Source organism: Scandinavium hiltneri, assembly GCF_024764835.1.
Lineage (GTDB): Bacteria > Pseudomonadota > Gammaproteobacteria > Enterobacterales > Enterobacteriaceae > Scandinavium > Scandinavium hiltneri.
On the sequence record NZ_JALIGE010000075.1, the window covers coordinates 418,462 to 444,393 of the forward strand.

Genomic DNA, 25,932 nt, shown 5'->3' on the forward strand with positions numbered 1-25,932 from the left:
CTTTCCGTACGGGAATATCCCGCCTTAAGCAACCGTATTTCCTGCCTGTGACAAGAAAACTGCCACGTCTGTCGTGATAACAACATTGAGTAATTCATGAACTATAGTGAAAAAATTGTACAAGAATGGATGGAGTTTTCATGCGTTCTGCCCGAACCAGCATTGGTGACGTTAACCGCGATCGCGGAAGACAAAGCCGGCGTATTGGCCGATGAGTTTTACAGCATTATGCTCACCGATCCGCATGCTAGCGTGTACATCAGTTCTGACGTCGTGCAGTCCCGCCTTCGCAACTCAATGAAAAAGTGGATTATCAACACCCTGACCCTGAAAGGGGAAGCGCTGTTGGGGTTTGCCGCGCATCAGTATGAGATTGGCAATATCCACTCACGCGTGGGCATTCCGGCAAGTCTGGTGCTGAAAGGCATGCGTATCATTACTCAGGAAATGTTGACCTATATTCAGTCGTTGGCATTAGAGCCGCAAACCAGCGTGCTGATGCAGAAATATGTATCGGTCTCGATTCAGATTGCCAGCGAGCTGATGACCTATGCCTATGAAAATTATCAGCTCAACGAAGCGAAGAATGAAGAGTCCTACCGCATCTCCAACCTGATTGATAACCCTGAACTCGAAAAAGGCAAACAGCAGGCGGCGTTGTTTAACTGGGAAAACGGGCTGATGTACGCGCTGGTATCGCGCACCAGTAATATCCAGTCTTACCTGCTGAACGACTCGGAGTTTGGCCTGTGGTTTCGTCACAAATGCGGCCAGCATTTTGGCAATCAGCCGGAAATCGCCAAAATTGGGATGCTGATTGAAGAGATCGACGGCATGCTGCAAAAAACCGCGAATACCGAAGGCAGCGCGCTGGAGTATATTCAGTCGTTATTAAGCGATATCCGCGCGAAAACGATGATCATCAATAACTTATTCACGTCGCTGTTTGAAGATGCCACGCGTCTGGAAAACGGCAAAGACGCGTTAACCAAGCTGCTTAACCGCCGCTTTATGTCCACCATTCTCAAGCATGAAGTGAAGCTGGTGATGGAGAATGGACGTAATTTGTCGGTGGTGATGCTGGATATCGATCACTTCAAAAAGATCAACGACACCTGGGGTCACTCTGCGGGCGACGACGTATTACGTCATCTGGCGACGATCCTGACCGATAACACCCGCGCCAGTGACTACGTGTTCCGTTACGGCGGGGAAGAGTTCATGATTGTGTATCTGGAATACAGCAAGCAGCAGACGCTTAATTTTGTTGAGTCTATCCGTGAAAAGATTTTCAGCACGCCATGCGAGATGCCTGACGGCTATAAGCTACAGCTCAGCGCCTCGTTTGGTGTCAGTCACTATCGCGGCCACCCGGACTATCAAAAACTGGTGGATGAAGCGGATAAAGCATTATACGAAGCGAAAAACACAGGCCGTAATAAGGTCGTGGAGTTTAAAGCGTAATCTGCCTTTAGCTGCCGCCGGTTCCTCGGCGGTCAGCGTTTATTCCCTGTCTGTAATTCCAGGAGCTGATCCGGCGTCACCGCCGGGTAGCCCTGCGCATCTTCCGGCACTTCATGCTGCGTCGGGATCGGCACCAGCGGCCCAAGGAAACGCGGCTCGCGCTTGAACAAATAGAGATCGGCTAACGCCCCAAAACGGGCGCCAAATTCGCGCACGCGCACGCTCCACATATTTTTCGGTGACGGCACGGCGTAGCACTGCGCCTGAATACCCATATGCAGGGCGATAAACAGCGCGCGCTCACAGTGAAAACGCTGCGTGATGATGATGAAGTCGTTGGTGTCGAACACTTTGCGGGTGCGGACGATGGAGTCCAGCGTGCGGAAGCCTGCGTAATCAAGCACGATATCCGCTGGATCGACACCTGCTGCAATCAAATCTTTGCGCATCGTCCGCGGTTCGTTGTAGCTCTGCAACGCATTGTCGCCGCTCAGCAGCAGGTAATTCACCTTGCCGCTGTTGTAGGCATTCAGCGCGCCCTGAATGCGGTAGCGATAATACTGGTTAATAACTCCGGTGCGATAATACTTGGCGGTGCCCAACACCACGCCGACCTGGCGGTAGGGCAGGTCCTGCAGTTCATCATAAATATACGGGGCGGTTTTCCAGCTCATCCAGCGGTCGAGACCCAGTGCGGTCAACAGCAGCAGGCCTGACAGGACTAACAGGCTGTATAACGCGCGCTTTAACATGGACTTGACTCAGTGATGAAAGAAGATTTACTCAGGCTACTGTACCCACGGGTCAATCGCAAGAAACAGTAGTTTAATTGGGGGGATTTTCAACAGAGCGGGCCAAACGCCCGCTCTGTGGTATCAGGCCAGCAGCGTGCGGTCGATATTCTGACAGCCTAGCGCTTTAAGTGTCGCAACGGTGGCATCCCACTGAATCAACGGCGCATCGGCACGTTCGGCCAGCATTGTTCGCTGAATGTCTGGGTAATCGTAACCGTTCAGGCTCAGCAGGTTCAATGCGCCCTGTAATGGCGGCAGTGTCGGGTTGAACGCGGCGTTCTCGGCATAGCTCCCGGAGAATATTGTGCCGTCGTGCAACTCTAGCGCCACGCCGGACGGGGACTTGCTGTACGGCGCATGACAACGGTTGGCAGCCTGGATCGCGGCCTGGGTCAGCGCATCGCCATCCAGCGGATAACCGTGATTCTGCGCATCCATCAGCAGGGTTTTGATATCCAAATCTTTCGGGCCAAACGCGTCCGGGAGATAGTCTTTCAGGGTGTGCGGTTCGCGTCCTGGTAGATTGATTTGCAGTTCCAGCCCGCTGTTCAGTTCGTTCATAAACTGACGGCAGTGGCCGCACGGTGTGTAGTTCACGGTAATGGCTTTCAGCGCTTTTTCACCGCGCAGCCAGGCGTGGCTGATGGCGCTTTGTTCCGCGTGAACGGTTTGCTGCATGGTGGCGCCGATAAATTCCATATTACCGCCGAAATACCAGCTGCCACTCACGCCACGGGCGATAGCGCCAACGTTGAAGTGGGAAAGGTCAGCCCGGGCGCAGGCAGCCGCCAGTGGCAGCAGCGCGAAAGCCAGCGCGTCTTCGTCCAGTCCCGTGGCTGATTTCAGCCCAGAGACCTGCTCAGCGCTCAGCATGGCAGGGAAATGCACATCAGCGAGCACCGGAGCGAGGGCAGACTGCAGTTCCGCACTGAGTTGCGGGAAAGCAGATTGAAAACGTGGATGCATGGCAATTGCCTCATTACAGGTTAAGGGATAACAGTGTACGGACCTGTTAATGGCTGATGTGTGACTTGGATCTTATTTTTTATGCAACCGATGAAAATTGAATGAAAGTTGTGTGATGTGTCGCATTAACCGACCACGGCTAAAATCACCGGAAACAGGAATGGGGCAATCAGTGAGGTCATTATTCCGCAAATCACCAACGCCAGCGAACTGAACGCACCTTCCTGATAATCAAGCTCAGCACAACGTGAGGTCCCCAGGGCGTGTGAAGCGGTACCCATCGCCAGGCCCCGCGCTGCTTTAGTGTTGATACGCATAAGATTTAACAATGTATGCCCAAATACCGCCCCGAGAATACCGACAAAAATGACGCACACGGCGCTGATCGCAGGGATCCCGCCGATACTGCCACTGACCGCCATTGCAATCGGTGTGGTGACCGATTTGGGTAATACTGACGCGGCGATTTGCGGTGTGGCCCCCATCAACAACGCGACCGAGGTCCCGGTTATCATCGCCACGACACTGCCAATAAAGCAGATGGTCATAATGGATTTCCAGCGAGCACGTATCTGATGCAGCTGTTCATACAGCGGGAACGCCAATGCGACAACAGCAGGTTGCAGCAGGTCGTTGAGCACTTTACTGCCCTGGAAATAGTGGTCATACGGCGTACCAGTGATCAGCAGAACCGGAATAATCACCACCATCGCGACCAGCAGCGGGTTCAGCAGCGGGATTTTAAAACGCGCGGCGAGTCTGCGAGCGGAAAAATACACAATGAGCGTTAACGGTAAAGACCACCAGATGTAATGCATCATTTGTTTCCCGCTCCTTTCTGACCGACAACTTTACGTTCGCCGTGTACGATATGGGAACTCCAGCTGACCACCACCAATATCACCAGTGTACTGACCGCACAGGACACGACCACCGGGCCAAACTGGGCACGCAACACATCAACATACTGCATCACGCCCACGCCAATTGGCACAAACAGCAGCGCCATATAGCGAATGAGAACGTAGCAGCCAGGGTTCACCCATTTTGCCGGGAGAATTTGCAGCGCCAGCAGCACGAAGAGAATAAGCATCCCGATAATGCTGCCTGGAATGGTAATGGGTAGCAGCGATGCGATAAAAATACCCGCATACAGGCAAGCGTAAATCAGTACAAAAGCGCGCAGATATTGCCAGATGATGTTCAGTGTTTTGCTCATGGTCATCGCCCTTGAAGAAACGCATTCATCATACAATTAAACCCTGGACTGTGCTACCGATCACATCATGAATTATGCGCATACAAAATATTCTCTTTTGGCACCCAGGGCAAAGCGCTAAAAAGCGCGAGAAATCTATGGCATACAGTGTATACCCAAAATAATTCGAGTTGCAGGACAAAACGCCTGAAGCGTTTTGAACAGCGCTTGCGCTGGCCCCGAAGGGGCGAGGCCATAGGCCGAGTAACGCGGCGACGCAGCGAATCCCCAGGAGCTTACTCAAGTAAGTGACTGGGGTGAGCGAGGAAAGCCAACGCACATGCAGCTTGAAGTATGACGGGTATAGTTGAAATGAGGCTTCAAACCGCGGGGTAACAACGCTACCATAGCGCTCCATTTTTCTCCGGATACTGATATGCGTGTTCTGCTGGCGCCGATGGAAGGCGTACTGGATTCACTGGTTCGCGGGTTGCTGACTGAGGTCAACGACTACGATCTTTGCATCACCGAATTTCTGCGGGTAGTGGATCAACTGCTACCCGCAAAATCCTTCCATCGTCTGTGCCCGGAGCTGCTGAATAACAGCCGGACCGATGCGGGCACGCTGGTGCGCGTCCAGCTGCTGGGTCAGCATCCGCAATGGCTGGCGGAAAACGCTGCCCGCGCGGTGGAACTCGGCTCATGGGGCGTGGATCTCAACTGTGGCTGTCCATCTAAAGTGGTGAATGGCAGCGGCGGCGGAGCGACGCTGTTAAAAGACCCGGATCTCATTTATCGCGGCGCAAAAGCGATGCGCGAAGCCGTGCCTGCCCATTTGCCGGTAACGGTGAAAGTACGCCTCGGATGGGACAGCAGCGACCGCCAGTTTGAAATTGCCGATGCCGTTCAGCAAGCAGGCGCGACGGAACTGGTTGTGCACGGCCGTACTAAAGACGATGGTTACAAAGCCGAGCGCATTAACTGGCAGGCGATTGCCGACATCCGCAGGCGGTTGTCTATTCCGGTTATCGCCAACGGCGAAATCTGGGACTGGCAAAGCGCGCAAGAGTGCATGGCGACCACCGGCTGTGATTCGGTCATGATAGGCCGAGGAGCGCTAAACATTCCTAATCTGAGCCGGGTGGTGAAATTCAACGCACCGCGCATGCCGTGGCCGGAAGTGACGGAACTACTGCGCAAATACAGCCGCCTGGAAAAGCAGGGCGATACCGGGCTGTATCACGTGGCGCGCATCAAACAGTGGCTCGGCTACTTGCGAAAAGAGTATGACGAGGCCACTACGCTGTTCACCACCATCCGTACCTTGCAGGATTCGAATTCCATCGCCGACGCCATCGAGAAATACGCCCAGCGTCAACCCTTCGGTGCGACCGGGTGAGTATAAAACCTTCTCCCGTCAGGCGTTGTCAATTCAGACGGCTTTTTATGGGCTAAGATTCTGGAGGCAGTGTGGAGATCAATGTCCGGATATGTCTGGCTATTGCTTTTTAGAGGTTGACACGCTTTCCTAAACACCAATCTGCATTTTTATAATAAAATGCGCGTCCTTTCCGAAAACAGAATAACGATATGAAACGTACTGCTCTTGTTGCAGCCATGCTCAGTTTGCCGCTGTCTGCTGTGTTGTCCGGTTGCGCGCCGTCTCACGACACTGGTGCCCCTGTTAAACAGCAATTACCTGCTTCTCATGTTGATAATACCCTTCCGGTGGCCCTGCAAAATGGCTGGCCGCAGAGCACCTGGTGGGTGGATTATCACGATCCTCAGCTCAATAATTTGATCAACAGCGCGCTAAGCAATGCGCCTGATATGCAGGTGGCGCAGCAGCGCATCAAACTGGCAGAAGCACAGGCGCAGATGGCGCAATCACAGCTCGGCCCGGAAGTGGATTTCGGCGCTGACGTTGAGCGTCAGCAAATGTCTGCTGAAGGCCTGATGGGGCCGTTTGCGACCCACGAAGGCGGTGGCCCATGGTACACCAACGGCACGCTGGGCCTGACCGCAGGCTGGGATCTCGACCTGTGGGGTAAAAACCGCGCGCTGGTGCAGTCGCGTATCGGGATGGTCAAAGCCCGCTCCGCAGAGCTGGCGCAAACCCGCCAGGTGCTGGCGAGCAGCGTGGCGCGTCTCTACTGGCAGTGGCAGACCGAAGCGGGCATCAAACAGGTGCTCGAGCAGGTTAAGCAGGAACAGAACAGCATTATCTCCGTTGATAAAGCGCTCTATTCCCGGGGCATTACCTCCTCCGTGGAAGGGGCGGAGAACGACATCAGCGTCAGCAAAACCGATCAACAGCTGACCGAAGTCGCCGGCAACATGAAGGAAATCGAAGCCCGTTTGATGGCGCTGACCAACAGCCAGAGCAGCGCGCTGTCGCTGCATCAGGTCGCACTTCCGGCGGTGAAAACTCAGATGCCTGCATCGCTGGGCTACGACCTGCTGGCGCGTCGTCCTGATCTCCAGGAAGCGAACTGGTATATCCAGTCTTCGATGAGCGAAGTGGATGCGGCGAAAGCGGCGTTCTATCCGGACATCAACCTGATGGGCTTCCTGCAACAGGATGCGTTGCATCTGAGCGACCTGTTCAAACATTCTGCCAACCAGATGGGCATCACCGCCGGTCTGACGCTGCCGATTTTCGACAGCGGTCGCCTGAATGCGAACCTGGATATCGCCGATGCGCAGCGTGATTTGTCGGTTGCCAATTACAATAAAGCGGTGGTGGATGCGGTTAATCAGGTCGCGAAAACCGCCAGCCAGCTGGAAACGCTGATGGAGAAAAACCAGCAGCAACAGCAGGTGCTGAAAGACTCTGACCGCGTAGTGCAGCAGGCACAGGCGCGACTGTCGGCCGGGATCCTTTCTGGCTCTCAGGTCAGCATGGCGAAACTGCCTTCCTTGCAGGAGCAAATCGGTTCGCTGCGCCTTCAGGGCCAGTGGGTTGATGCCAGCATTCAGCTGACCTCGGCGCTCGGCGGTGGCTACCACTACACCGGAAAATAATCCCCCGCAGTGTGACTTTCCTATACTTACCTCCTGGGTTAACGCCAGGAGGTTCTCATGACAACAAAAGTTGCGGTTGTCACCGCATCGGATTCCGGGATTGGTAAACAGTGCGCGCTGCAATTGGCGCGCAAAGGTTTCACGCTCGGCGTGACGTGGCACTCTGATGAACAGGGCGCCCGTCAAACCGTGCAAGAACTTAACTCGCTGGGCTGCCAGGCTCAGGCCATTCAACTCGATTTAAGTCATCTTCCACAGGGCGCGCAGGCGCTGGATACCCTCATTCAACGGCTGGGCCGCATTGACGTGCTGGTCAACAACGCCGGACGAATGACCAAATCTTCCGTACTGGACGTGACGCTGGACGACTGGCGGGAAACCTTCTGCGTGGATGTAGAAGGCGCATTGCTGTGTTCGCAGATTGCGGCCCGACACATGATTAAGCAGGGAGAAGGCGGGCGGATCATAAACATCACTTCCGTGCACGAGCACACGCCGTTGCCGCAGGCGAGTGCCTACACCGCCGCCAAACATGCTCTCGGCGGGTTGACCAAATCGCTGGCGCTTGAGCTGGTGGATCACAATATTCTGGTTAACGCCGTTGCGCCGGGCGCCATCGCTACGGCGATGAATAATTTGAAGGATGATGACGTGCAGCCCGGATCATTGCCCAATGTACCGATGGCAAGGCCGGGGAAAACCGAGGAGATCGCCGGGCTGGTGGCGTGGCTGTGCTCAGACGATGCGTCGTATGTGACCGGGCAATCGATGATTGTCGACGGTGGATTCATGTTGGTCAATCCGCAGTACCTGTCGCAAAAACAGGGCTAAGGAGAACGGCGCAGCGAACCTGCGCCTTACTCTTTGTCGCCTGATTGTGCATCTTTGCGGTCGCGGTAGGAAAACCACAGGCGCACCGCAATGACCGCAATCACCACGATAATCAGCCATGCCCAATGCTTAATATGCTGATCCAGATGATGTAACCACGGGCCGATCACTTCCCCGCCGAGATATCCCAACGTGGTGAACAGCATCGCCCACAGCACTGCGCCAAAGATATTGAGCGGCAGGAAGATTTTCGGTGGCAGACGGCTGGCACCAATTAACACCGGGCCAATCACCCGAAAGCCGTACATAAAACGGCTGCCGATAACGAACAGCCACGGACGGTTCTGAATCAGCCTCTGCGCCTTCTGGATTTTCTTTTGATGGCGGGAAAAGCGTTTAAGCAGGCGGCCACCGAAATGGCGTCCGAGAAAGTACAGCACCTGATCGCCAATCATCCCGCCGAGCGCCACCGACGCCACCACCAGCCAGAAGCGCAACAGACCCTGATGTGCCGCAACGCCGCCGAGCAACGTGACGGTTTCCCCTTCGGCTAACGCTCCAACAACCAATGCGGCGTAGCCATAGTGGCTAATCAGTGAATTGATATCCATACGGGTTTTATTGTCTCCCTAAACGCCGAATTCCTTTAAGCATACACCTCTGAATGACAATCACCAGGCAACGGACGTTCTGCCGTGGCGCTCTTTTTTGGGTTGTACAAAATATAATCTCCAGCGTGCATTATACTTAGCTCATGCTGTGTGAAGCCGAGAAAAGGAGGCTTTATGAATCATGTCTGGGGACTCTTCTCCCATCCCGATCGTGAAATGCATGTCATTCAGAGCGAGAACGAAACCGTCTCGCATCATTACACTCACCATGTGCTGGCGATGGCGGCGGTACCGGTTATCTGCGCGTTTATCGGTACTACGCAAATCGGCTGGAACTTCGGCGATGGCACCACCGTGAAACTCTCGTTGTTCACGGGTTTCGCGCTGGCGGTGCTGTTTTATGGCCTGATGCTGGCCGGGGTCGCGGTAATGGGACGGGTCATATGGTGGATGGCACGTAACTACCCGCAACGGCCGTCGCTCAAGCGCTGTATGGTGTTTGCCGGATATGTGGCGACGCCGATATTCCTCAGCGGCATCGTGGCGCTTTATCCGCTGGTCTGGCTGTGTGCGTTGGTGGGAACCGTTGCGCTGTGTTATACCGGCTACCTGCTGTACATCGGTATTCCGACGTTCCTCGGCATTAACCGTGAGGAGGGGATGAGCTTTGCCAGTTCGACCTTGGCGATTGGGGTTCTGGTGCTCGAAGTGCTGTTGGCGGCGACGGTGGTTCTGTGGGGCTATGGCTATCGTTTATTCTGACTTTAACTCATAGCGGGTGTTGATGATTTCATCACCCGCTATGCAGCATTTATTCACGATTAACTTGTGGCACGAGAAAGCTCTGGCACTGTATGATGCCCCGGCTTGCGTTTGTGAAGTGCATACAAATGCCTCCCGATATCATAACTTGCGTAAATAATTACCAGACACCTCACGATGCCTAAATTTCGAGTTTCTCTGCTCAGCCTCGCGCTGATGCTGGCAGTACCTTTCGCGCCTCAGGCGAGTGCTAAAACTGCCGCCGCAGCCGCTGCGTCGCAGCCGGACATTGCTTCCGGTAGCGCGATGATTGTCGATTTAAACACCAATAAAGTGATTTACGCCAGCGAGCCAGACCTGGTGCGACCCATTGCGTCAATTACCAAGCTGATGACGGTGATGGTGGTGCTGGATGCCCATTTACCGCTCGATGAAATGCTCAGCGTGGACATCAGCCATACGCCGGAGATGAAAGGGATTTACTCACGCGTACGCCTGAACAGCCACATCAGTCGCAAAAACATGATGCTGCTGGCGCTGATGTCTTCCGAGAATCGCGCGGCGGCAAGTCTCGCGCATCATTACCCTGGCGGTTACGACGCGTTTATTCGCGCCATGAATGCCAAGGCGAAATCCCTGGGCATGAGTCACACGCACTATGTGGAGCCAACGGGCCTGTCGATTCACAACGTGTCGACCGCGCGAGACCTGTCTAAATTGCTGATTGCGACCAAACAATATCCGCTGATGGGCCAGTTGAGCACCACCAAAGAAGACATGGCAACCTTCAGCAACCCGAATTACACGCTGCCGTTCCGCAATACCAACCATCTGGTGTATCGCGAAAACTGGAACATCCAGCTGACCAAAACCGGGTTTACCAACGCGGCGGGCCATTGTCTGGTGATGCGTACGGTGATGAACAATCGTCCGGTGGCGATGGTAGTGATGGATGCATTTGGCAAATATACGCACTTTGCGGATGCCAGCCGTCTGCGGACCTGGGTTGAAACCGGGAAAGTGATGCCGGTACCGCCTGCGGCATTGGCCTACAAAAAGCAGAAAGAAGCGCAGATGGCGAGTGCCATTCAGAATTCGTCGCAGCAGATAGCGCAGGCGGATTGACAGGCGTTGCCCGGCGGCGCTAGCGCTTGCACGGGCCTACGGAAACTATCCGCCGGGCAATAAACCTACTCCGGCAGCGTCCAGTCACCGTCGTTGAGCGGACGCTGCATGATCAACGTATCCCGCCAGTCACCCATCTTATAGCCGACGCTGCGCAGCTGTCCGGCCACTTCAAACCCGTGCTTTTTATGCAACCGCAGCGAGCCGGCATTATTATTGCCATCGCCGATCACCGCCACCATCTGTCGCCACGGGCCTTGTTCGCACACGTCAATCAATCGGGTGAGCAATGAACTGCCGACGCCGCGCCCGGTCATGCTGGCATCAACGTAAATGGATTCTTCCAGAGTATAACGATAGGCCGGGCGAGGGCGGTAATGGCTGGCGTAGCAGTAGCCGACGATAATGCCGCGATACAGCGCCACCAGCCAGGGCAAATCCTGTCCGGCGACGACGTTCATCCGCTCGCGCATCTCATCGACAGACGGGGGAACTTCCTCAAAAGAGGCGCGACCGTTCAACACATGCCAGGCGTACAGAGCAGCAATCGCATGCGCATCGTCAGGCCTGGCTTCGCGAATTTCCACTTCTGCACCGTATAAGACATCCACCGCTGACATAGTAACCACTCCTCGAGCCTCGGTATCAGGCTACTTTATTTGCCATTTTGGGCTTGGGCAGTGCTCAAAATCCTCACGTACTTCGTGTACGCTCCGGTTTTTCCGCGCTGTCCGCACCCAAACTGGCTGCAACAGTTACGCCTTGCGTTTAGCAATTGATCATGCCAGAGAAACGTTTCTCCGGCCCTTAACCGCTACTGTAATCGGAGTTAAGCCGCAATACACTACTCCCCCTTAATTCTGGGAGGGATTGGCTTCAGTTACGCTTTCAGCATCTTCGGGCGTACGGCCTTCACCCCAATATTTCTGCTTACTGGTCTTACCAATACCCGGGTTCATGCTGTTGGTCGGGTCATTTTCGCGATAAAACTGTTTTAACGTATCCGCCGCTTCATAAAGATGGCCCACGTTATGTTCAGCAGGATATTGTGCGCCGCGCTCGCGCAACAGGGCCAGCATCTGTTCCTTCAACTCGTGCGCGTCTACGCCTTTCTTAACGATGTAATCCTGATGGAAAACGTGACACATAAAGTGACCGTAATAGAGCTTATGGGTCAGCTGGCTGTCTATTTCCGGCGGCAGGCGCTCGAACCAGTCGGTGTCGTTGCGGCGAAGCGCAATATCCAGTGCCAGAATATCCTCTACCTCATCCGCATGGACCGCCTGATAGCGAATCGCTGCGCCCGCCGCCGCAAAGCGGTGCAGGAACGCCTTGCTGCCTTCTTCCGGCGTACAGGCGAAGAACGCGCCGTCGGCGGTTTTGAAGAACGCTGTCAGCCAGGTTTGCGCCTCGTCGATGCCGTCTCCGGCCATCTTCAGCATTAAATGATGTTCGTACTGGTTACGGTAACTTTTCATGCGATCCGGCAGATGCGCCGGGAACGCGTGGCCGAGTTTCTGCATAAAGCGGTCGGTGAAATGCGGTTTAAACAGCGGTACTTTTTCCAGCATCGCGTCGGTACGGCCCTTCAAAGTGAAAAACAGCGGCATTTTATCGGTGCCGAGTTTGTCGATCATCAGGAAGGTGTCTTTGCCGTACTGTTCCGCGATGTCGTAAATGTCGCGGTGCATGTATTCTCCGGCCACCGGAAGATTGGCGAAATTGGCCAGCATGTGGCGGCGGATTTCGGTCAGCACTTCCGGCTGATTTGTGCCGATGTAAAACACCTGCTGACGCTTTTCGGCTTCGAAAGTATCCAGACGCGCGGCGAAAACGGCGAGCTTCCCGGCGCAGCCGGAAGATTCAAACAGGCGATCCGGGTCGGCGTTATAGCGCGCCGGGGTATCGGCATCGACGTCACGCACGCGCGTCACGTAATCGTGATCATGGGCGTGACGGCCATCGTGTCGCACGTCGCTGTCTTTCAGGCGATCGTCGTCGAGCTTACTGAGGATTTGCTCCGGCGTTTCACCCAGATCGATGCCCAGATGGTTCACCAGTTGCAGTTTGCCGTCATCGGTAATGCGTGCAAACAGCGACATTTCGGTATACGCCGGGCCGCGCTGCACCAGCGAACCGCCGGAGTTATTGCAGATCCCGCCGATCACCGACGCGCCAATGCACGACGAGCCGATCACCGAGTGTGGCTCACGGCCGAGCGGCTTCAGCGCTTTTTCCAGCGAATAGAGCGTAGTGCCCGGATACGCCAGCACCTGCTGGCCGTTGTCGATCAGGTGCAGCTTATCGAGGCGCAGCGTGCTGATAATCACAATCTGGCGGTCGTAATCGTTGCCGCTCGGGGTAGAGCCTTCGGTCAGGCCGGTATTGGCGGCCTGCATCAGAATAATTTTGTCCGCCTGGACGCAAGCGCTCAGTACGCGCCACAGTTCCAGCAGCGTACCGGGGAAAACCACGGCGAGCGCATCGCCATGTCCAGAACGGAAGCCTTTGCGATAGCGGGCGGTTTTGGCGGGGTCGGTCAGCAGGTGTGAATGGCCCACCAGGCGGGTCAGTTCGGACAGAAAAGCGTTGTTATCATTGGTTGTCGTGGAAGACATCTTCTCACTCCTTGTGATGAGGAAAGTGTTGTGAGGCGCTTTTTTAGTGTTTCAAGAATAGCGCTTTGTATGACAATTTTGTGCAGGAATTCAGTGAAAATTCAGAGCATAACCTCCGCTTTCTGTTCGCACCCTTATCAGGCTTATGGCAAACTGCTGTTTTTTGGCAGGCTTTTGCCGCGCTTTTTGCTGATAACCCCGGTCTGAAGAGAGAGAATATAAGATGAAATGGCTTTGTTCTGTTGGCGTTGCCGTTAGCCTTGCGCTGCAACCGGCGATGGCCGATGAGATGTTCGGCAATCACCCGCTGACGCCAGAGGCGCGCGATGCGTTTGTCACCGCTCTGCTCAAGAAAATGACCGTCGATGAAAAAATTGGTCAGCTGCGTCTGATAAGCGTCGGCCCGGACAACCCGAAAGAAGCCATCCGCGAGATGATCAAAGACGGCCAGGTGGGCGCGATTTTTAACACCGTGACGCGCAAAGACATTCGCGCCATGCAGGATCAGGTGATGCAGCTCAGCCGCCTGAAAATTCCGCTCTTCTTCGCCTACGATGTGGTTCACGGTCAGCGTACCGTCTTCCCGATTAGCCTCGGTCTTGCCTCTTCCTTTAACCTCGATGCGGTGCGTACCGTGGGCCGCATTTCCGCCTACGAAGCCGCCGACGATGGCCTGAACATGACCTGGGCGCCAATGGTCGACGTTTCACGCGATCCGCGTTGGGGCCGAGCCTCCGAGGGTTTCGGCGAAGACACCTGGTTAACCTCGATGATGGGTAAAACCATGGTCGAAGCGATGCAAGGCAAAAGCCCGGCGGAGCGCTATTCGGTGATGACCAGCGTCAAACACTACGCGGCGTACGGCGCAGTGGAAGGCGGGAAAGAGTACAACACCGTCGACATGAGTCCGCAGCGTCTGTTCAACGATTATATGCCGCCGTACAAAGCGGGGCTGGATGCGGGTAGCGGCGGCGTGATGGTGGCGCTGAACTCCCTGAACGGCACCCCGGCGACCTCGGATACCTGGCTGCTGAAAGACGTTCTGCGTAAAGAGTGGGGCTTCAAAGGCATCACCATTTCCGATCACGGCGCGATCAAAGAGCTCATCAAGCACGGCGTGGCTTCAGATCCATCAGATGCGGTCCGCGTGGCGCTGAAAGCCGGGATCGACATGAGCATGAGCGACGAGTACTACAGCAAATATCTGCCGGAGCTTATCAAGAGCGGCAAAGTGACGATGGCGGAAGTTGATGACGCCACGCGCCACGTGCTGAACGTCAAATATGACATGGGTCTGTTTAACGATCCGTACAGCCACCTGGGGCCGAAAGATACTGACCCACAGGACACCAATGCTGAAAGCCGTCTGCACCGCAGCGATGCGCGTGAAGTGGCGCGTGAAAGCCTGGTGCTGCTGAAAAACCGGCTGAACACGCTGCCGCTGAAAAAATCCGGCACCATTGCCGTGGTGGGTCCGCTGGCTGACAGCAAGCGTGACGTGATGGGCAGTTGGTCCGCTGCGGGTGTTGCCGATCAGTCGGTGCCGGTTCTCGACGGGATTAAAACCGCCGTCGGCGATAACGCCAACGTGATTTACGCCAAAGGCGCGAACATCACCAACGATAAAGATATCGTCAACTTCCTCAATCTGTACGAAGAAGCGGTGAAGGTCGATACCCGTTCACCGCAGGCGATGATTGACGAGGCGGTCGCCGCCGCCAAACAGTCTGACGTGGTGGTGGCGGTTGTCGGTGAAGCGCAGGGCATGGCCCATGAAGCCTCCAGCCGGACCGAAATCAGCATTCCGCAGAGCCAGAAAGATTTGATTGCCGCGCTGAAAGCGACCGGTAAACCGCTGGTGTTGGTACTGATGAACGGCCGTCCGTTAACGCTGGTGCAGGAAGACCAGCAGGCTGATGCGATGCTGGAAACCTGGTTCGCCGGTACCGAAGGCGGCAACGCCATCGCCGACGTGCTGTTTGGTGACTACAATCCGTCAGGCAAACTGCCGATGTCCTTCCCGCGCTCGGTGGGTCAAATCCCGACGTACTACAGCCACCTGAACACCGGTCGCCCGTACAACGCCGACAAGCCGAACAAATACACCTCCCGTTACTTTGATGAAGCCAACGGCCCGCTGTATCCGTTTGGTTATGGTCTGAGCTACACCACCTTCAACGTTTCTGATGTGAAAATGTCTTCCGCGACCATGAAGGCCGACGGCAGCGTGACTGCCAGCGTGGATGTGACCAACACCGGCAAACGCGAAGGCGCGACGGTTATCCAGATGTATGTACAGGATGTCACCGCGTCGATGAGCCGTCCGGTGAAACAGCTGCGCGGTTTTGAAAAGGTCACGCTGAAGCCGGGTGAAACCCAGACCGTCAGCTTCCCGATAGACGTCAACGCGCTGAAGTTCTGGAACCAGCAGATGAAATATGCCGCAGAGCCTGGCAAATTCAACGTCTTTATCGGCGTCGATTCTGCCCGCGTGAAGCAGGGTGAGTTCGAACTGCAGTAACACACCATAAAGGCCGGGAAACCGGCCTTTTCTTTTGGCTGTTTTTTGTCTCCGCGTCACCACCGCTTCGCGTGAATCCATCTATCTAAATACGCTTTTGAGATTTCGAAAATACGGTTTTTCGACTATCTTTTAGTCTAACGCCCTGAAAATACACAACAGATGAGGAATAAGAATGGTCATAAAAACGTGGGGTATTGCGGGGGCGCTGTTGCTTGCGGCGACCGCTCAGGCCGCAGAACCGGTCAAAGTGGGTTCGAAGATTGATACCGAAGGGGCGTTGCTGGGCAACATTATTTTGCAGGTGCTGGACAACCACGGCGTGAAAACCGTGAACAAAGTGCAGTTGGGCACGACGCCAGTGGTGCGCGGGGCGATAACCTCCGGGGAACTGGATATCTACCCGGAATACACCGGCAATGGCGCGTTCTTCTTTAAGGATGATAATGATCCGGCGTGGAAGAATGCGCAGCAGGGCTACGAGAAAGTGAAAAAACTCGACGCCGAGCAGAACAAGCTTATCTGGCTGACGCCGTCTCCGGCGAACAATACCTGGACCATCGCGGTACGTCAGGATTTGGCGCAGAAGAACAAACTCACCTCGCTGGAGGATTTGGGCGCGTACCTGAAAAAAGGCGGCACCTTCAAACTGGCGGCGTCGGCAGAGTTTATTGAGCGTCCGGACGCGCTGCCTGCCTTTGAAAAAGCGTACGATTTTAAACTCGATCAGAGTCAGTTGCTGTCGCTGGCGGGCGGTGATACTGCGGTGACCATCAAAGCGGCAGCGCAGCAAACCTCCGGCGTGAACGCGGCGATGGCCTACGGTACCGATGGCCCGGTGGCGGCGTTGGGTCTGCAAACGCTGACCGACCCGAAAGGCGTTCAGCCAATTTATGCTCCGACACCGGTGATACGCGAGGCGGTGCTGAAAGAATATCCGCAAATCCCGGAATGGCTGAAGCCAGTGTTTGAAAAACTGGACGCGAAGACGCTGCAAAAACTGAATGCCAGTATTGCGGTCGAAGGGCTGGATGCGAAGAAAGTGGCCGCTGACTGGCTGAAACAACAAGGACTGGTGAAGTAAGTACGTGCGAATATCCTGTCAAAACCGGGTTCTGCTGCTGCTGGTGCTGATTGCACTGGCAGCCGCAGCGTTACCCTTCGTGAATTATGCCGCCAACCGACTTCTCTCAGGCGAAAGCCGCCAGCTGTGGCAAATCTGGACTTTTCCGCCTGCGCTGTTGCTTATCGTGCCGCTGCTCCTGGCGGGCTTGAGCCTGCTGCGAGGCCGGGGCGCGTTGGTATTGACGCTGATTCTGGCCCAGCTCCTCTTTATACTGCTGCTCTGGAGCAGCGGCAAAGCGGCGACGACTCTGGCGCAAAGCGGTAGCCCGCTGGCGCGCACCTCGCCCGGCAGTGGGCTGTGGCTTTGGCTGGCGGTGGCGCTGCTGATGTGCAGCGATGCTATCCGACGGCTTACTCAGAAATCACTTTGGCGCTGGCTGCTGAATGCCCAAATCTGGATTATCCCGGTGGCGCTGCTGTGGTCCGGTGAGCTCGATTCACTGTCGCTGATGAAAGAGTATTTCAACCGTCAGGACGTGTTCGACAGCGCGTTGCAGCAGCATCTGATTTTGCTGTTCGGCACGCTACTGCCGGGCCTGCTTATCGGCGTGCCGCTCGGGCTGTGGTGCTGGCGTCATCAGGGGCGGCAAACCCGCGTCTTCACCGTCCTCAATATTATTCAGACTATCCCTTCCGTGGCCCTGTTCGGCCTGCTGATTGCGCCGCTCGCCGGGCTGGTGAAACATTTTCCCTGGCTGTCGTCCTGGGGCATTGGCGGCACTGGCCTGACGCCTGCGCTGATTGCGCTGGTGCTTTACGCGCTGCTGCCGCTGGTGCGCGGCGTGGTTGCCGGAATGCAGCAGGTTGCCGCCGACGTGCTCGAAAGCGCGGCGGCAATGGGCATGAGCCAGGCCCAGCGCTTCTGGAAAGTCCAGCTGCCGCTGGCGCTGCCGGTGCTGCTGCGCAGTCTGCGGGTGGTCACCGTGCAAACGGTCGGCATGGCGGTAGTCGCGGCGCTGATCGGCGCGGGTGGTTTTGGTGCATTGGTGTTTCAGGGCTTGTTGAGCAGTGCGCTCGACCTGGTGTTGCTTGGCGTTATTCCAGTGATTGCGATGGCGGTGGTTGTGGATGCGCTGTTCAGCCTGTGGATAGCCTTACTGGGAGGAGAAGCCCATGATTGAATTTCAGCAGGTAAGCAAAATCTTCGACGGCAAAGCGGCGGTGAAAAACCTCGATCTGAACCTGAAAGAGGGTGCATTTTCGGTGCTTATCGGGACTTCTGGTTCCGGAAAATCCACCACCCTGAAGATGATTAATCGCCTGGAGGAGCACGACAGCGGCACCATTCGCTTCGCCGGGGAAGATATTCGCCAGCAGCCGGTGCTGGCGCTGCGCCGTAGGATGGGATACGCCATCCAGTCGATTGGCCTGTTTCCTCACTGGACGGTGGCGCAAAACATTGCCACTGTGCCGCAGTTACAAAAATGGACGCGGGCACGCATCAATGAGCGCATTGACGAACTGATGGCGCTACTGGGGCTGGATGCCTCTTTGCGCGATCGTCTGCCGCATCAGCTTTCCGGTGGACAGCAGCAGCGCGTCGGCGTAGCTCGCGCGCTGGCAGCCAATCCCGAAGTGCTGCTGATGGATGAACCCTTCGGCGCTCTCGACCCGGTGACGCGCGGGGCGTTACAGCAGGAGATGCGGCGCATTCATCAGTTGCTCGGGCGCACCATCGTGCTGGTAACGCACGATATCGATGAAGCGCTGCGCCTGGCTGATCATCTGGTGTTGATGGATAATGGCGAAGTGGTCCAGCAGGGCACGCCGCTGTCGATGCTGACCGCGCCGGAAAACGATTTTGTGCGTGAATTTTTTGGACGCAGCGAGCTGGGTGTGCGATTGCTGTCGCTGCGGGGCGTCGTGGACTATGTGCGCGCCGGGGAACACATTGCCGGGGAACCGCTGCGGGCGTCGATGTCGCTACGTGAGGCGCTCTCATTGTTTGTAGCGCGCCGCAGCGAAGTGTTGCCGGTGGTGAACGACGACGGTACGGCATGTGGATCGCTGCATTTTGCCGATCTGCTGCGTGGGGAGGACTCCCGTGAAGGTGGTGCGTGATCCGCTTGTCTGGCTGTTACTGCTGTTTATCGCGCTTCTGGCGCTGATGCCCTACAGCGGGCCGCTGTTCAGCGCGATGTTCCCTGAGCTGCCGCGCCCGGTCTATCAGCAGCAAAGTTTCTGGTCGCTGACGCTGGCGCATTTCTCGCTGGTGGGCATTTCGAGCCTGGTGGCAACGGTCGTTGGCGTGGGGGCCGGGATAGCGGTGACGCGCCCGGCGGGCCGTGAATTTCGCTCGCTGGTGGAAACCATTGCCGCAATGGGGCAGACGTTTCCGCCGGTGGCGGTGCTGGCGATTGCGGTGCCGGTGATGGGCTTTGGCCGCGAACCGGCGATTATTGCGCTGATCCTGTACGGCGTTTTGCCTGTTTTGCAGGGCACACTGGCCGGGCTGGCGTCGGTGCCATCGAGCGTATTGAGCGTGGCGCAGGGGATGGGGATGAATGGCTGGCAGCGGCTACTGAAGGTGGAACTGCCGCTGGCCGCTCCGGTGATGATCGCCGGGATCCGTATCTCGGTCATTGTGAATATCGGCACCGCGACCATTGCCTCAACGGTGGGGGCGAACACCCTCGGGACGCCGATTATCATTGGTCTGAGCGGATTTAATACGGCGTATGTGATTCAGGGAGCGGTGCTGGTGGCGCTGGCGGCAATCCTGGTTGATCGGGCGTTTGAGCGTCTGGCGAGGTTACTCAGCCGACACCACCGCGGACGATAAAGGAGTAGCCCGCGAGCATTACGCCGCCAATGCCGCCAACAGCCATTAAAACGAAGAGGGTGATCATAGCCAGTTTGGCAGGTTTCATCATGTGCTCCTTATGTTAACCCGCCGATTATATGATGAAGCACGCTTGTTAATGAACCCTTAATTTCCCAGGCGTAGCACGTTTAGCCCCTGATCGTGCCACTGCTGCAGCTGTTCCTGTTGCCCAACGGTGGAGGTGTCACCGCACCACACCAGCAGGGTCTGGCCGTCAAATAGTTCAGGGCGCAGATGGTGTAGCGAGTGTGCCAGCACGTCCACGCGCCAGCCCTGTTCGCAGGCTACCCAGCCTTCGAGCCACAGTCGGGTGGTGTCGGTAATGTTCCAGCCGACTACCAGCGCATCGCGTCCCTGACGTTTTCGCGCCGAGGCCATGCACACCGAAATGTAATTGATAAGCACCCCATCCAGCACGCTTAACAGCGTTTGCAGCGTTGGTTGGGAGCTTTGCAGGCGAAGCCTGAGCGGAATGAACAGATGGGAAACCAGGGTTTGAGCGGGATAATCGCGCCCACGCTCTTTGATCCACAGCCGCAGACGGTTGAGATTGCCGCTCTGCAAAAAGCGCAGCAACGTTTCCTGATGTTCGCGCCAGCCGCTTTGCTGTTCAGCGGTGACCTCAATAAGCAGCGTTTTGACTTTACTGACCTGCACGCCCGTTTCTATCCAGCGTTTGATTTCGCGAATTCTGTCGATGTCACCCTCGTTGAACAGCCGATGCCCACCCTCGGTTCGCTGGGGCTTTAACAGTCCGTAACGCCGCTGCCAGGCACGCAGCGTCACCGGATTAATATCACAAAGCAGAGCCACTTCACCTATCGTGTAAAGCGCCATGTATCACCTCAGCTCGCGCATCCCCATCATAACTGTAGACGGTGTTCGTCGAACCAGGAAAATCTGATCGTTTTTTGTTCAGAAAAGCAGCGGCAGGTCAGCGAAAAGTGTGATCGACAGCAGGAATTTCGCGTTTTGCCTGGGCAGTCAAGGAAACAGCTGGTTACAACGTGTATGTTACGCGCTTTCAACGTTTATGTGGTCGGCGGGTATGTACGAATTTAATCTGGTGTTGCTGCTGCTTCAGCAGATGTGCGTCTTTCTGGTAATCGCCTGGCTGATGAGTAAAACACGTCTGTTCATCCCGTTAATGCAGGTCACCGTCCGTCTGCCTCACAAGCTGCTGTGCTACGTCACTTTCTCCATTTTTTGTATTCTTGGGACCTATTTCGGTCTGCATATCGAAGATTCGATAGCCAACACCCGTGCCATCGGCGCGGTGATGGGGGGCCTGCTCGGCGGCCCGGTGGTGGGTGGTCTGGTCGGGCTGACCGGCGGGTTGCATCGCTATTCGATGGGCGGAATGACTGCACTGAGCTGTATGGTGTCGACCATTGTGGAAGGCCTGCTGGGGGGGCTGGTTCACAGCGTGCTGGTGCGGCGTGGGCGCAGCGATAAGGTCTTTAATCCATTCACCGCGGGCGTGGTGACCTTTGTCGCCGAAATGGTGCAAATGCTGATAATCCTGCTGATCGCGCGTCCGTTCAGCGATGCGCTGCATCTGGTGCAAAGCATTGCTGCGCCGATGATGGTCACCAATACCGTGGGCGCCGCGCTGTTCATGCGTATTCTACTCGACAAGCGAGCGATGTTTGAAAAATACACCTCAGCGTTTTCCACCACCGCGTTGAAAGTGGCGGCTTCGACCGAAGGGATCTTGCGCCAGGGTTTTAACGAAGAAAACAGCATGCGGGTGGCGCAGGTCCTGATTCAGGAGCTGGATATCGGTGCGGTGGCGATAACCGATCGTGAAAAATTGCTGGCGTTCACCGGGATCGGCGACGATCACCATCTGCCCGGCAAACCGATTTCCTCGCGCTATACCCAGAAAGCCATCAACAGCGGGGAAGTGGTGTACGCCGACGGCAACGAAGTGCCGTACCGCTGCTCGATTCACCCCAATTGCAAGCTCGGTTCGACGCTGGTTATCCCGTTGCGCGGCGAAAATCAGCGGGTTATTGGCACCATTAAACTGTATGAAGCCAAAAACCGTCTGTTCAGTTCCATAAACCGAACACTGGGCGAGGGTATCGCCCAACTGTTGTCGGCGCAGATCCTCGCCGGGCAATATGAGCGGCAGAAGGCGCTACTGACCCAGTCAGAAATTAAGCTGCTGCACGCCCAGGTGAATCCACATTTTCTGTTTAACGCCCTGAATACCCTGAAAGCGGTGATCCGCCGCGACAGCGAACAGGCCGGGCAGCTGGTGCAGTATCTGTCGACCTTCTTCCGTAAAAATCTCAAGCGCCCGTCAGAAATCGTCACTCTGGCCGATGAAATTGAGCACGTGAATGCGTATCTGCAAATTGAGAAAGCGCGCTTCCAGGCTCGGTTGCAGGTGCATCTCAACGTGCCGCCCGCGCTGGCCCATCACCAGCTACCGGCGTTTACTCTGCAACCCATTGTGGAAAATGCGATTAAACACGGCACCTCGCAGCATTTGGGGATCGGCGAAATCACGGTGCAGGCGAGCCTCCATCAGCGCTGGCTGCAGCTGGATATTGAAGATAACGCCGGGCTTTATCAGCCTGACGCCCAGGCGAGCGGCCTGGGGATGACGCTGGTGGATAAACGACTGCGCGCGCGCTTCGGCGACGAATGCGGGATAACCGTCACCTGCGAGCCGGACATTTTTACCCGTATTACCGTGCGACTGCCAGTGGAGGAAAATGCATGCTGAAGGTGTTAATTGTCGATGATGAGCCGCTGGCGCGGGAAAATCTGCGCATTTTGCTGGAGAAGCAGGCCGATATTGAAATCGTGGGCGAATGCGACAACGCGGTAGAAGGCATTGGCGCAGTGCATCATTTGCGGCCCGACGTGGTGTTTCTCGATATTCAGATGCCGCGCATCAGCGGCTTGGAAATGATTGGCATGCTCGACCCGGAGCACCGTCCGTGGGTGGTGTTTCTCACCGCCTTTGACGAATACGCGGTGAAGGCGTTTGAAGAACACGCTTTTGATTATCTGCTCAAGCCCATCGAAGAGAAGCGGCTGGATAAAACCCTCGGGCGATTGCGCCAGGAGCGCTGCCAGCAGGATATCTCGGTATTCGGCGAAAGCCAGCAGGCGCTGAAATTCATTCCCTGCACCGGGCATAGCCGGATTTGGCTGCTGCAGATGGAAGATGTGGCGTTCGTCAGCAGCCGTATGAGCGGCGTGTATGTCACCGACGGCGCAGGCAAAGAAGGTTACACCGAGTTGACGCTGCGCACCCTGGAAAGCCGTACGCCACTGCTGCGCTGCCATCGCCAGCATCTGGTGAATATGTCGCACTTGAAAGAGATTCGCCTGGAAGAGAACGGGCAGGCGGAGTTATTGCTGCGTGCCGGACAAACCGTGCCAGTGAGCCGTCGCTATCTTAAGAGTCTGAAAGAGGCGTTAGGGCTGTAAAACTGGTACACTTCTCCTTTGTCCAAATACAAGTTTAAGACGCTATGATCAGTAACGATATCATCCGTAGCCTGCGCTACACTCTGAAAACCAATAATGCCGGGCTGGTTCGCCTGTGGGCGCTGGCGGAAGCTGTTGCCACGCCAGAGATGATCGATGCCTGGGTGCGTAAAGAAGACGACGCCGGTTTTCAGCGCTGCCCGGACATTATGCTGTCGCTGTTGCTCAACGGGCTTATCTACGACAAGCGCGGGAAAGATGATTCTGCCCCGGCGCTGGTGACAGAACGCCGCATGACCAATAACCTGGTGCTGAAAAAGCTGCGTATCGCGTTCTCACTCAAAACCGATGATATTCTGGCCATTCTGACCGAGCAGCAGTTCCGTGTTTCGATGCCGGAAATTACCGCCATGATGCGCGCGCCTGACCATAAAAATTACCGCGAATGCGGCGATCAGTTCTTGCGCTATTTCCTGCGAGGATTGACGGCTCGTTTTAATCCGAAGCCTGAAAAGAAAGCCTAAACGACGCATAAAAAAAGGCCGGATAATCATCCGGCCTTCTTCATTATTTAACCTGCTGACCAGGCTGCGCACCGGAGTCCGGGCTTAACAGGAAAATATCTTTCCCGCCAGGGCCTGCGGCCATCACCATCCCTTCGGAAATACCGAAGCGCATTTTACGCGGCGCAAGGTTTGCCACCATCACCGTCAGACGACCAATCAGCGCTTGTGGGTCAGGATACGCAGAACGGATGCCGGAGAAGACGTTGCGTTTTTCACCGCCGATATCCAGCGTCAGGCGCAGCAGCTTGTCGGAACCGTCAACAAACTCCGCGTTTTCGATCAGCGCAATACGCATGTCGACTTTGGCGAAATCATCAAAGGTGATGGTTTCCTGAATCGGGTCATCCGCCAGCGGGCCAGTAACCGGCGCGCTCAGGGCTTTCACTTCTTCTTTAGATGCGTCAACCAGAGCTTCAACCTGTTTCATGTCGATACGGTTATACAGCGCCTTGAAGGTGTTTACCTTGTGGCTAAGCAGCGGCTGCTGAATGCTGTTCCAGCTCAGTTCGGTGTTCAGGAACGCTTCGGTACGTTCTGAAAGCATCGGCAGAACCGGCTTCAGGTAGGTCATCAGCACACGGAACAGGTTGATACCCATGGAGCAGATGGACTGCAGGTCAGCATCACGGCCTTCCTGTTTCGCCACCACCCACGGAGCCTGTTCGTCAACATAGCGGTTGGCAAGGTCAGCCAGCGCCATGATTTCACGAACGGCTTTACCGAATTCACGGCTTTCCCATGCGTCGCCAATGGTCTGTGCGGCGTCGATAAAGGTTTTGTACAGCGCAGGGTCAGCCAGTTCCGCCGCCAGCACGCCGTCAAAGCGCTTGGCGATGAAGCCCGCGTTACGGGACGCCAGGTTCACGACTTTATTCACGATGTCGGCGTTCACGCGCTGCACGAAATCTTCCAGGTTCAGGTCGATATCGTCGATGCGAGAAGAGAGCTTCGCGGTGTAGTAATAGCGCAGGCTATCGGCATCGAAATGGTTCAGCCAGGTGCTGGCCTTGATGAAGGTGCCGCGAGATTTGGACATCTTCGCGCCGTTCACCGTCACGTAGCCGTGCACAAACAGGTTGGTCGGTTTACGGAAACCGCTGCCTTCCAGCATCGCAGGCCAGAACAGGCTGTGGAAATAAACGATGTCTTTACCGATGAAGTGATACAGCTCGGCGTCGGAGTCCTTTTTCCAGTATTCGTCGAAGCTGGTGGTATCGCCGCGTTTGTCGCACAGATTCTTGAAGGAACCCATGTAGCCAATTGGTGCGTCCAGCCAGACGTAGAAGTATTTTCCCGGCGCGCCAGGGATTTCAAAGCCAAAGTACGGCGCATCGCGGGAGATATCCCACTGTTGCAGACCGTGCTCGAACCACTCCTGCATTTTGTTCGCGACCTGCTCCTGCAGCGCACCGCTGCGGGTCCATGCCTGCAGCATTTCGCTGAAGGATGGCAGGTCGAAGAAGAAGTGCTCAGACTCGCGCATCACCGGCGTAGCGCCGGATATCACGGATTTCGGCTCGATAAGCTCGGTTGGGCTGTAGGTCGCGCCGCACACTTCGCAGTTATCGCCGTACTGATCCGGGGATTTACATTTCGGGCAGGTGCCTTTCACGAAACGGTCCGGCAGGAACATGCCTTTTTCCGGATCGTAAAGCTGAGAGATGGTGCGGTTTTTGATGAAACCGTTCTCTTTCAGGCGGCCGTAGATAAGCTCAGACAGTTCACGGTTCTCATCGCTGTGCGTTGAGTGATAGTTGTCATAGCTGATGTTAAAGCCGGCGAAATCGGTCTGATGTTCCTGACTCATTTCGGCAATCATCTGCTCCGGGGAGATGCCAAGCTGCTGAGCTTTCAGCATGATTGGCGTGCCGTGGGCGTCATCGGCGCAGATGAAATTGACCTGGTGGCCGCGCATTCGCTGGTAACGGACCCAGACATCAGCCTGGATATGCTCCAGCATATGACCGAGGTGGATGGAGCCGTTGGCGTACGGCAGTGCGCACGTTACCAGAATTTTTTTCGCGACTTGAGTCATAGTGAACATTACTTCCTG

At 55.8% G+C, this 25,932-nt stretch carries 24 protein-coding genes; 14 read left to right on the forward strand and 10 right to left on the reverse strand.

All coding sequences use genetic code 11. The features are described 5' to 3' along the window. Positions 1-96 precede the first annotated feature (96 nt). Complete coding sequence (locus tag MUU47_RS16985) at positions 97-1,464, forward strand: GGDEF domain-containing protein (RefSeq protein WP_258989319.1); 1,368 nt, start codon at positions 97-99, stop codon at positions 1,462-1,464. Between the two features lie 32 nt (positions 1,465-1,496). Here the strand turns inward: MUU47_RS16985 and sanA are convergent, their stop codons facing one another. The 4 genes from sanA to MUU47_RS17005 form a co-directional block, all read right to left on the reverse strand. Continuing rightward, positions 1,497-2,216, reverse strand: a complete 720-nt coding sequence (gene sanA, locus MUU47_RS16990) for an outer membrane permeability protein SanA (protein ID WP_258989320.1) — start codon at positions 2,214-2,216, stop codon at positions 1,497-1,499. 123 nt (positions 2,217-2,339) lie between these two features. After that, positions 2,340-3,224, reverse strand: coding sequence for a cytidine deaminase (cdd, locus tag MUU47_RS16995; RefSeq protein WP_258989321.1), 885 nt, complete (start codon positions 3,222-3,224; stop codon positions 2,340-2,342). Between the two features lie 125 nt (positions 3,225-3,349). Further along, a complete protein-coding gene (locus MUU47_RS17000) occupies positions 3,350-4,045 on the reverse strand; it encodes a CidB/LrgB family autolysis modulator (RefSeq protein ID WP_258989322.1) in 696 nt (231 codons plus the stop codon). Further along, the gene (locus MUU47_RS17005; protein ID WP_258989323.1) at positions 4,042-4,443 is read right to left on the reverse strand and encodes a CidA/LrgA family protein; all 402 of its coding nucleotides are present in this window, start codon (positions 4,441-4,443) and stop codon (positions 4,042-4,044) included. Before MUU47_RS17005 ends, MUU47_RS17000 begins: the two co-directional genes overlap by 4 nt. A gap of 415 nt (positions 4,444-4,858) precedes the next feature. On the opposite strand from MUU47_RS17005, the gene dusC reads away from it, so the two are divergent. From dusC to MUU47_RS17020, 3 genes are all read left to right on the forward strand, one after another. After that, positions 4,859-5,821 carry a tRNA dihydrouridine(16) synthase DusC gene (gene dusC, locus MUU47_RS17010; RefSeq protein WP_258989324.1) on the forward strand — a complete coding sequence of 321 codons (963 nt, stop codon included), beginning with the start codon at positions 4,859-4,861 and terminating at the stop codon, positions 5,819-5,821. A 191-nt stretch (positions 5,822-6,012) separates the two neighbouring features. Next, positions 6,013-7,446 (forward strand): multidrug resistance outer membrane protein MdtQ, encoded by a 1,434-nt coding sequence (gene mdtQ, locus MUU47_RS17015; RefSeq protein WP_258989325.1) that lies wholly within the window; start codon positions 6,013-6,015, stop codon positions 7,444-7,446. Between the two features lie 57 nt (positions 7,447-7,503). After that, the gene (locus tag MUU47_RS17020) at positions 7,504-8,277 is read left to right on the forward strand and encodes an SDR family oxidoreductase (RefSeq protein ID WP_258989326.1); all 774 of its coding nucleotides are present in this window, start codon (positions 7,504-7,506) and stop codon (positions 8,275-8,277) included. A gap of 26 nt (positions 8,278-8,303) precedes the next feature. On the opposite strand, the gene MUU47_RS17025 is transcribed toward MUU47_RS17020, so the two are convergent. After that, on the reverse strand, positions 8,304-8,888 hold the full coding sequence (locus MUU47_RS17025; RefSeq protein ID WP_258989327.1) for a DedA family protein: 585 nt from the start codon (positions 8,886-8,888) through the stop codon (positions 8,304-8,306). Positions 8,889-9,062: 174 nt separating this feature from the next. Between MUU47_RS17025 and MUU47_RS17030 the strand changes: the two genes are divergently transcribed. Both MUU47_RS17030 and pbpG read left to right on the forward strand, forming a co-directional pair. Further along, on the forward strand, positions 9,063-9,650 hold the full coding sequence (locus MUU47_RS17030) for a Yip1 family protein (protein WP_258989328.1): 588 nt from the start codon (positions 9,063-9,065) through the stop codon (positions 9,648-9,650). Between the two features lie 177 nt (positions 9,651-9,827). Beyond that, positions 9,828-10,775: a D-alanyl-D-alanine endopeptidase gene (pbpG, locus tag MUU47_RS17035; RefSeq protein WP_258989330.1), complete on the forward strand. Its 948-nt coding sequence runs from the start codon at positions 9,828-9,830 to the stop codon at positions 10,773-10,775. A 65-nt stretch (positions 10,776-10,840) separates the two neighbouring features. Here the strand turns inward: pbpG and MUU47_RS17040 are convergent, their stop codons facing one another. Together MUU47_RS17040 and dld are read right to left on the reverse strand one after the other, a co-directional pair. Beyond that, entirely contained in the window at positions 10,841-11,395 is a 555-nt protein-coding gene (locus tag MUU47_RS17040; protein WP_258989331.1) for a GNAT family N-acetyltransferase, read from the reverse strand. 234 nt (positions 11,396-11,629) lie between these two features. Then, positions 11,630-13,393 carry a D-lactate dehydrogenase gene (dld, locus tag MUU47_RS17045; RefSeq protein ID WP_258989332.1) on the reverse strand — a complete coding sequence of 588 codons (1,764 nt, stop codon included), beginning with the start codon at positions 13,391-13,393 and terminating at the stop codon, positions 11,630-11,632. Between the two features lie 223 nt (positions 13,394-13,616). Between dld and bglX the strand changes: the two genes are divergently transcribed. The 5 genes from bglX to MUU47_RS17070 all read left to right on the forward strand — a co-directional run bounded on the left by bglX (position 13,617) and on the right by MUU47_RS17070 (position 19,821). Beyond that, positions 13,617-15,914 carry a beta-glucosidase BglX gene (gene bglX, locus MUU47_RS17050; protein WP_258989333.1) on the forward strand — a complete coding sequence of 766 codons (2,298 nt, stop codon included), beginning with the start codon at positions 13,617-13,619 and terminating at the stop codon, positions 15,912-15,914. 175 nt (positions 15,915-16,089) lie between these two features. Next, positions 16,090-16,998 carry a glycine betaine ABC transporter substrate-binding protein OsmF gene (osmF, locus tag MUU47_RS17055; RefSeq protein ID WP_258989334.1) on the forward strand — a complete coding sequence of 303 codons (909 nt, stop codon included), beginning with the start codon at positions 16,090-16,092 and terminating at the stop codon, positions 16,996-16,998. Positions 16,999-17,002: 4 nt separating this feature from the next. Further along, positions 17,003-18,160, forward strand: a complete 1,158-nt coding sequence (locus tag MUU47_RS17060; protein WP_258989335.1) for an ABC transporter permease — start codon at positions 17,003-17,005, stop codon at positions 18,158-18,160. Next, positions 18,153-19,100 carry an ABC transporter ATP-binding protein gene (locus MUU47_RS17065; RefSeq protein WP_258989336.1) on the forward strand — a complete coding sequence of 316 codons (948 nt, stop codon included), beginning with the start codon at positions 18,153-18,155 and terminating at the stop codon, positions 19,098-19,100. The genes MUU47_RS17060 and MUU47_RS17065 overlap by 8 nt, the downstream gene beginning before the upstream one ends. Next, positions 19,084-19,821, forward strand: a complete 738-nt coding sequence (locus MUU47_RS17070) for an ABC transporter permease (protein ID WP_258989337.1) — start codon at positions 19,084-19,086, stop codon at positions 19,819-19,821. The genes MUU47_RS17065 and MUU47_RS17070 overlap by 17 nt, the downstream gene beginning before the upstream one ends. On the opposite strand, the gene MUU47_RS17075 is transcribed toward MUU47_RS17070, so the two are convergent. After that, positions 19,796-19,909, reverse strand: coding sequence for a protein YohO (locus MUU47_RS17075; RefSeq protein WP_159753519.1), 114 nt, complete (start codon positions 19,907-19,909; stop codon positions 19,796-19,798). The two genes, MUU47_RS17070 and MUU47_RS17075, sit on opposite strands and share 26 nt — an antisense overlap. 59 nt (positions 19,910-19,968) lie before the next feature. Continuing rightward, positions 19,969-20,700, reverse strand: coding sequence for an HTH-type transcriptional regulator MlrA (mlrA, locus tag MUU47_RS17080; RefSeq protein WP_258989338.1), 732 nt, complete (start codon positions 20,698-20,700; stop codon positions 19,969-19,971). A 211-nt stretch (positions 20,701-20,911) separates the two neighbouring features. Between mlrA and MUU47_RS17085 the strand changes: the two genes are divergently transcribed. Genes MUU47_RS17085 through MUU47_RS17095 form a run of 3 tightly spaced genes read left to right on the forward strand, consistent with a single transcriptional unit; the run spans position 20,912 to position 23,837 of the window. Next, positions 20,912-22,600 (forward strand): sensor histidine kinase, encoded by a 1,689-nt coding sequence (locus tag MUU47_RS17085; RefSeq protein ID WP_258989339.1) that lies wholly within the window; start codon positions 20,912-20,914, stop codon positions 22,598-22,600. Next, positions 22,594-23,313, forward strand: a complete 720-nt coding sequence (btsR, locus tag MUU47_RS17090; protein WP_110509474.1) for a two-component system response regulator BtsR — start codon at positions 22,594-22,596, stop codon at positions 23,311-23,313. Before MUU47_RS17085 ends, btsR begins: the two co-directional genes overlap by 7 nt. 44 nt (positions 23,314-23,357) lie before the next feature. Next, entirely contained in the window at positions 23,358-23,837 is a 480-nt protein-coding gene (locus MUU47_RS17095) for a YehS family protein (RefSeq protein ID WP_258989340.1), read from the forward strand. 43 nt (positions 23,838-23,880) lie between these two features. Here MUU47_RS17095 and metG read toward each other — a convergent pair whose 3' ends face one another. Next, positions 23,881-25,914, reverse strand: a complete 2,034-nt coding sequence (metG, locus tag MUU47_RS17100; RefSeq protein ID WP_258989341.1) for a methionine--tRNA ligase — start codon at positions 25,912-25,914, stop codon at positions 23,881-23,883. Between the last annotated feature and the right edge of the window lie 18 nt (positions 25,915-25,932).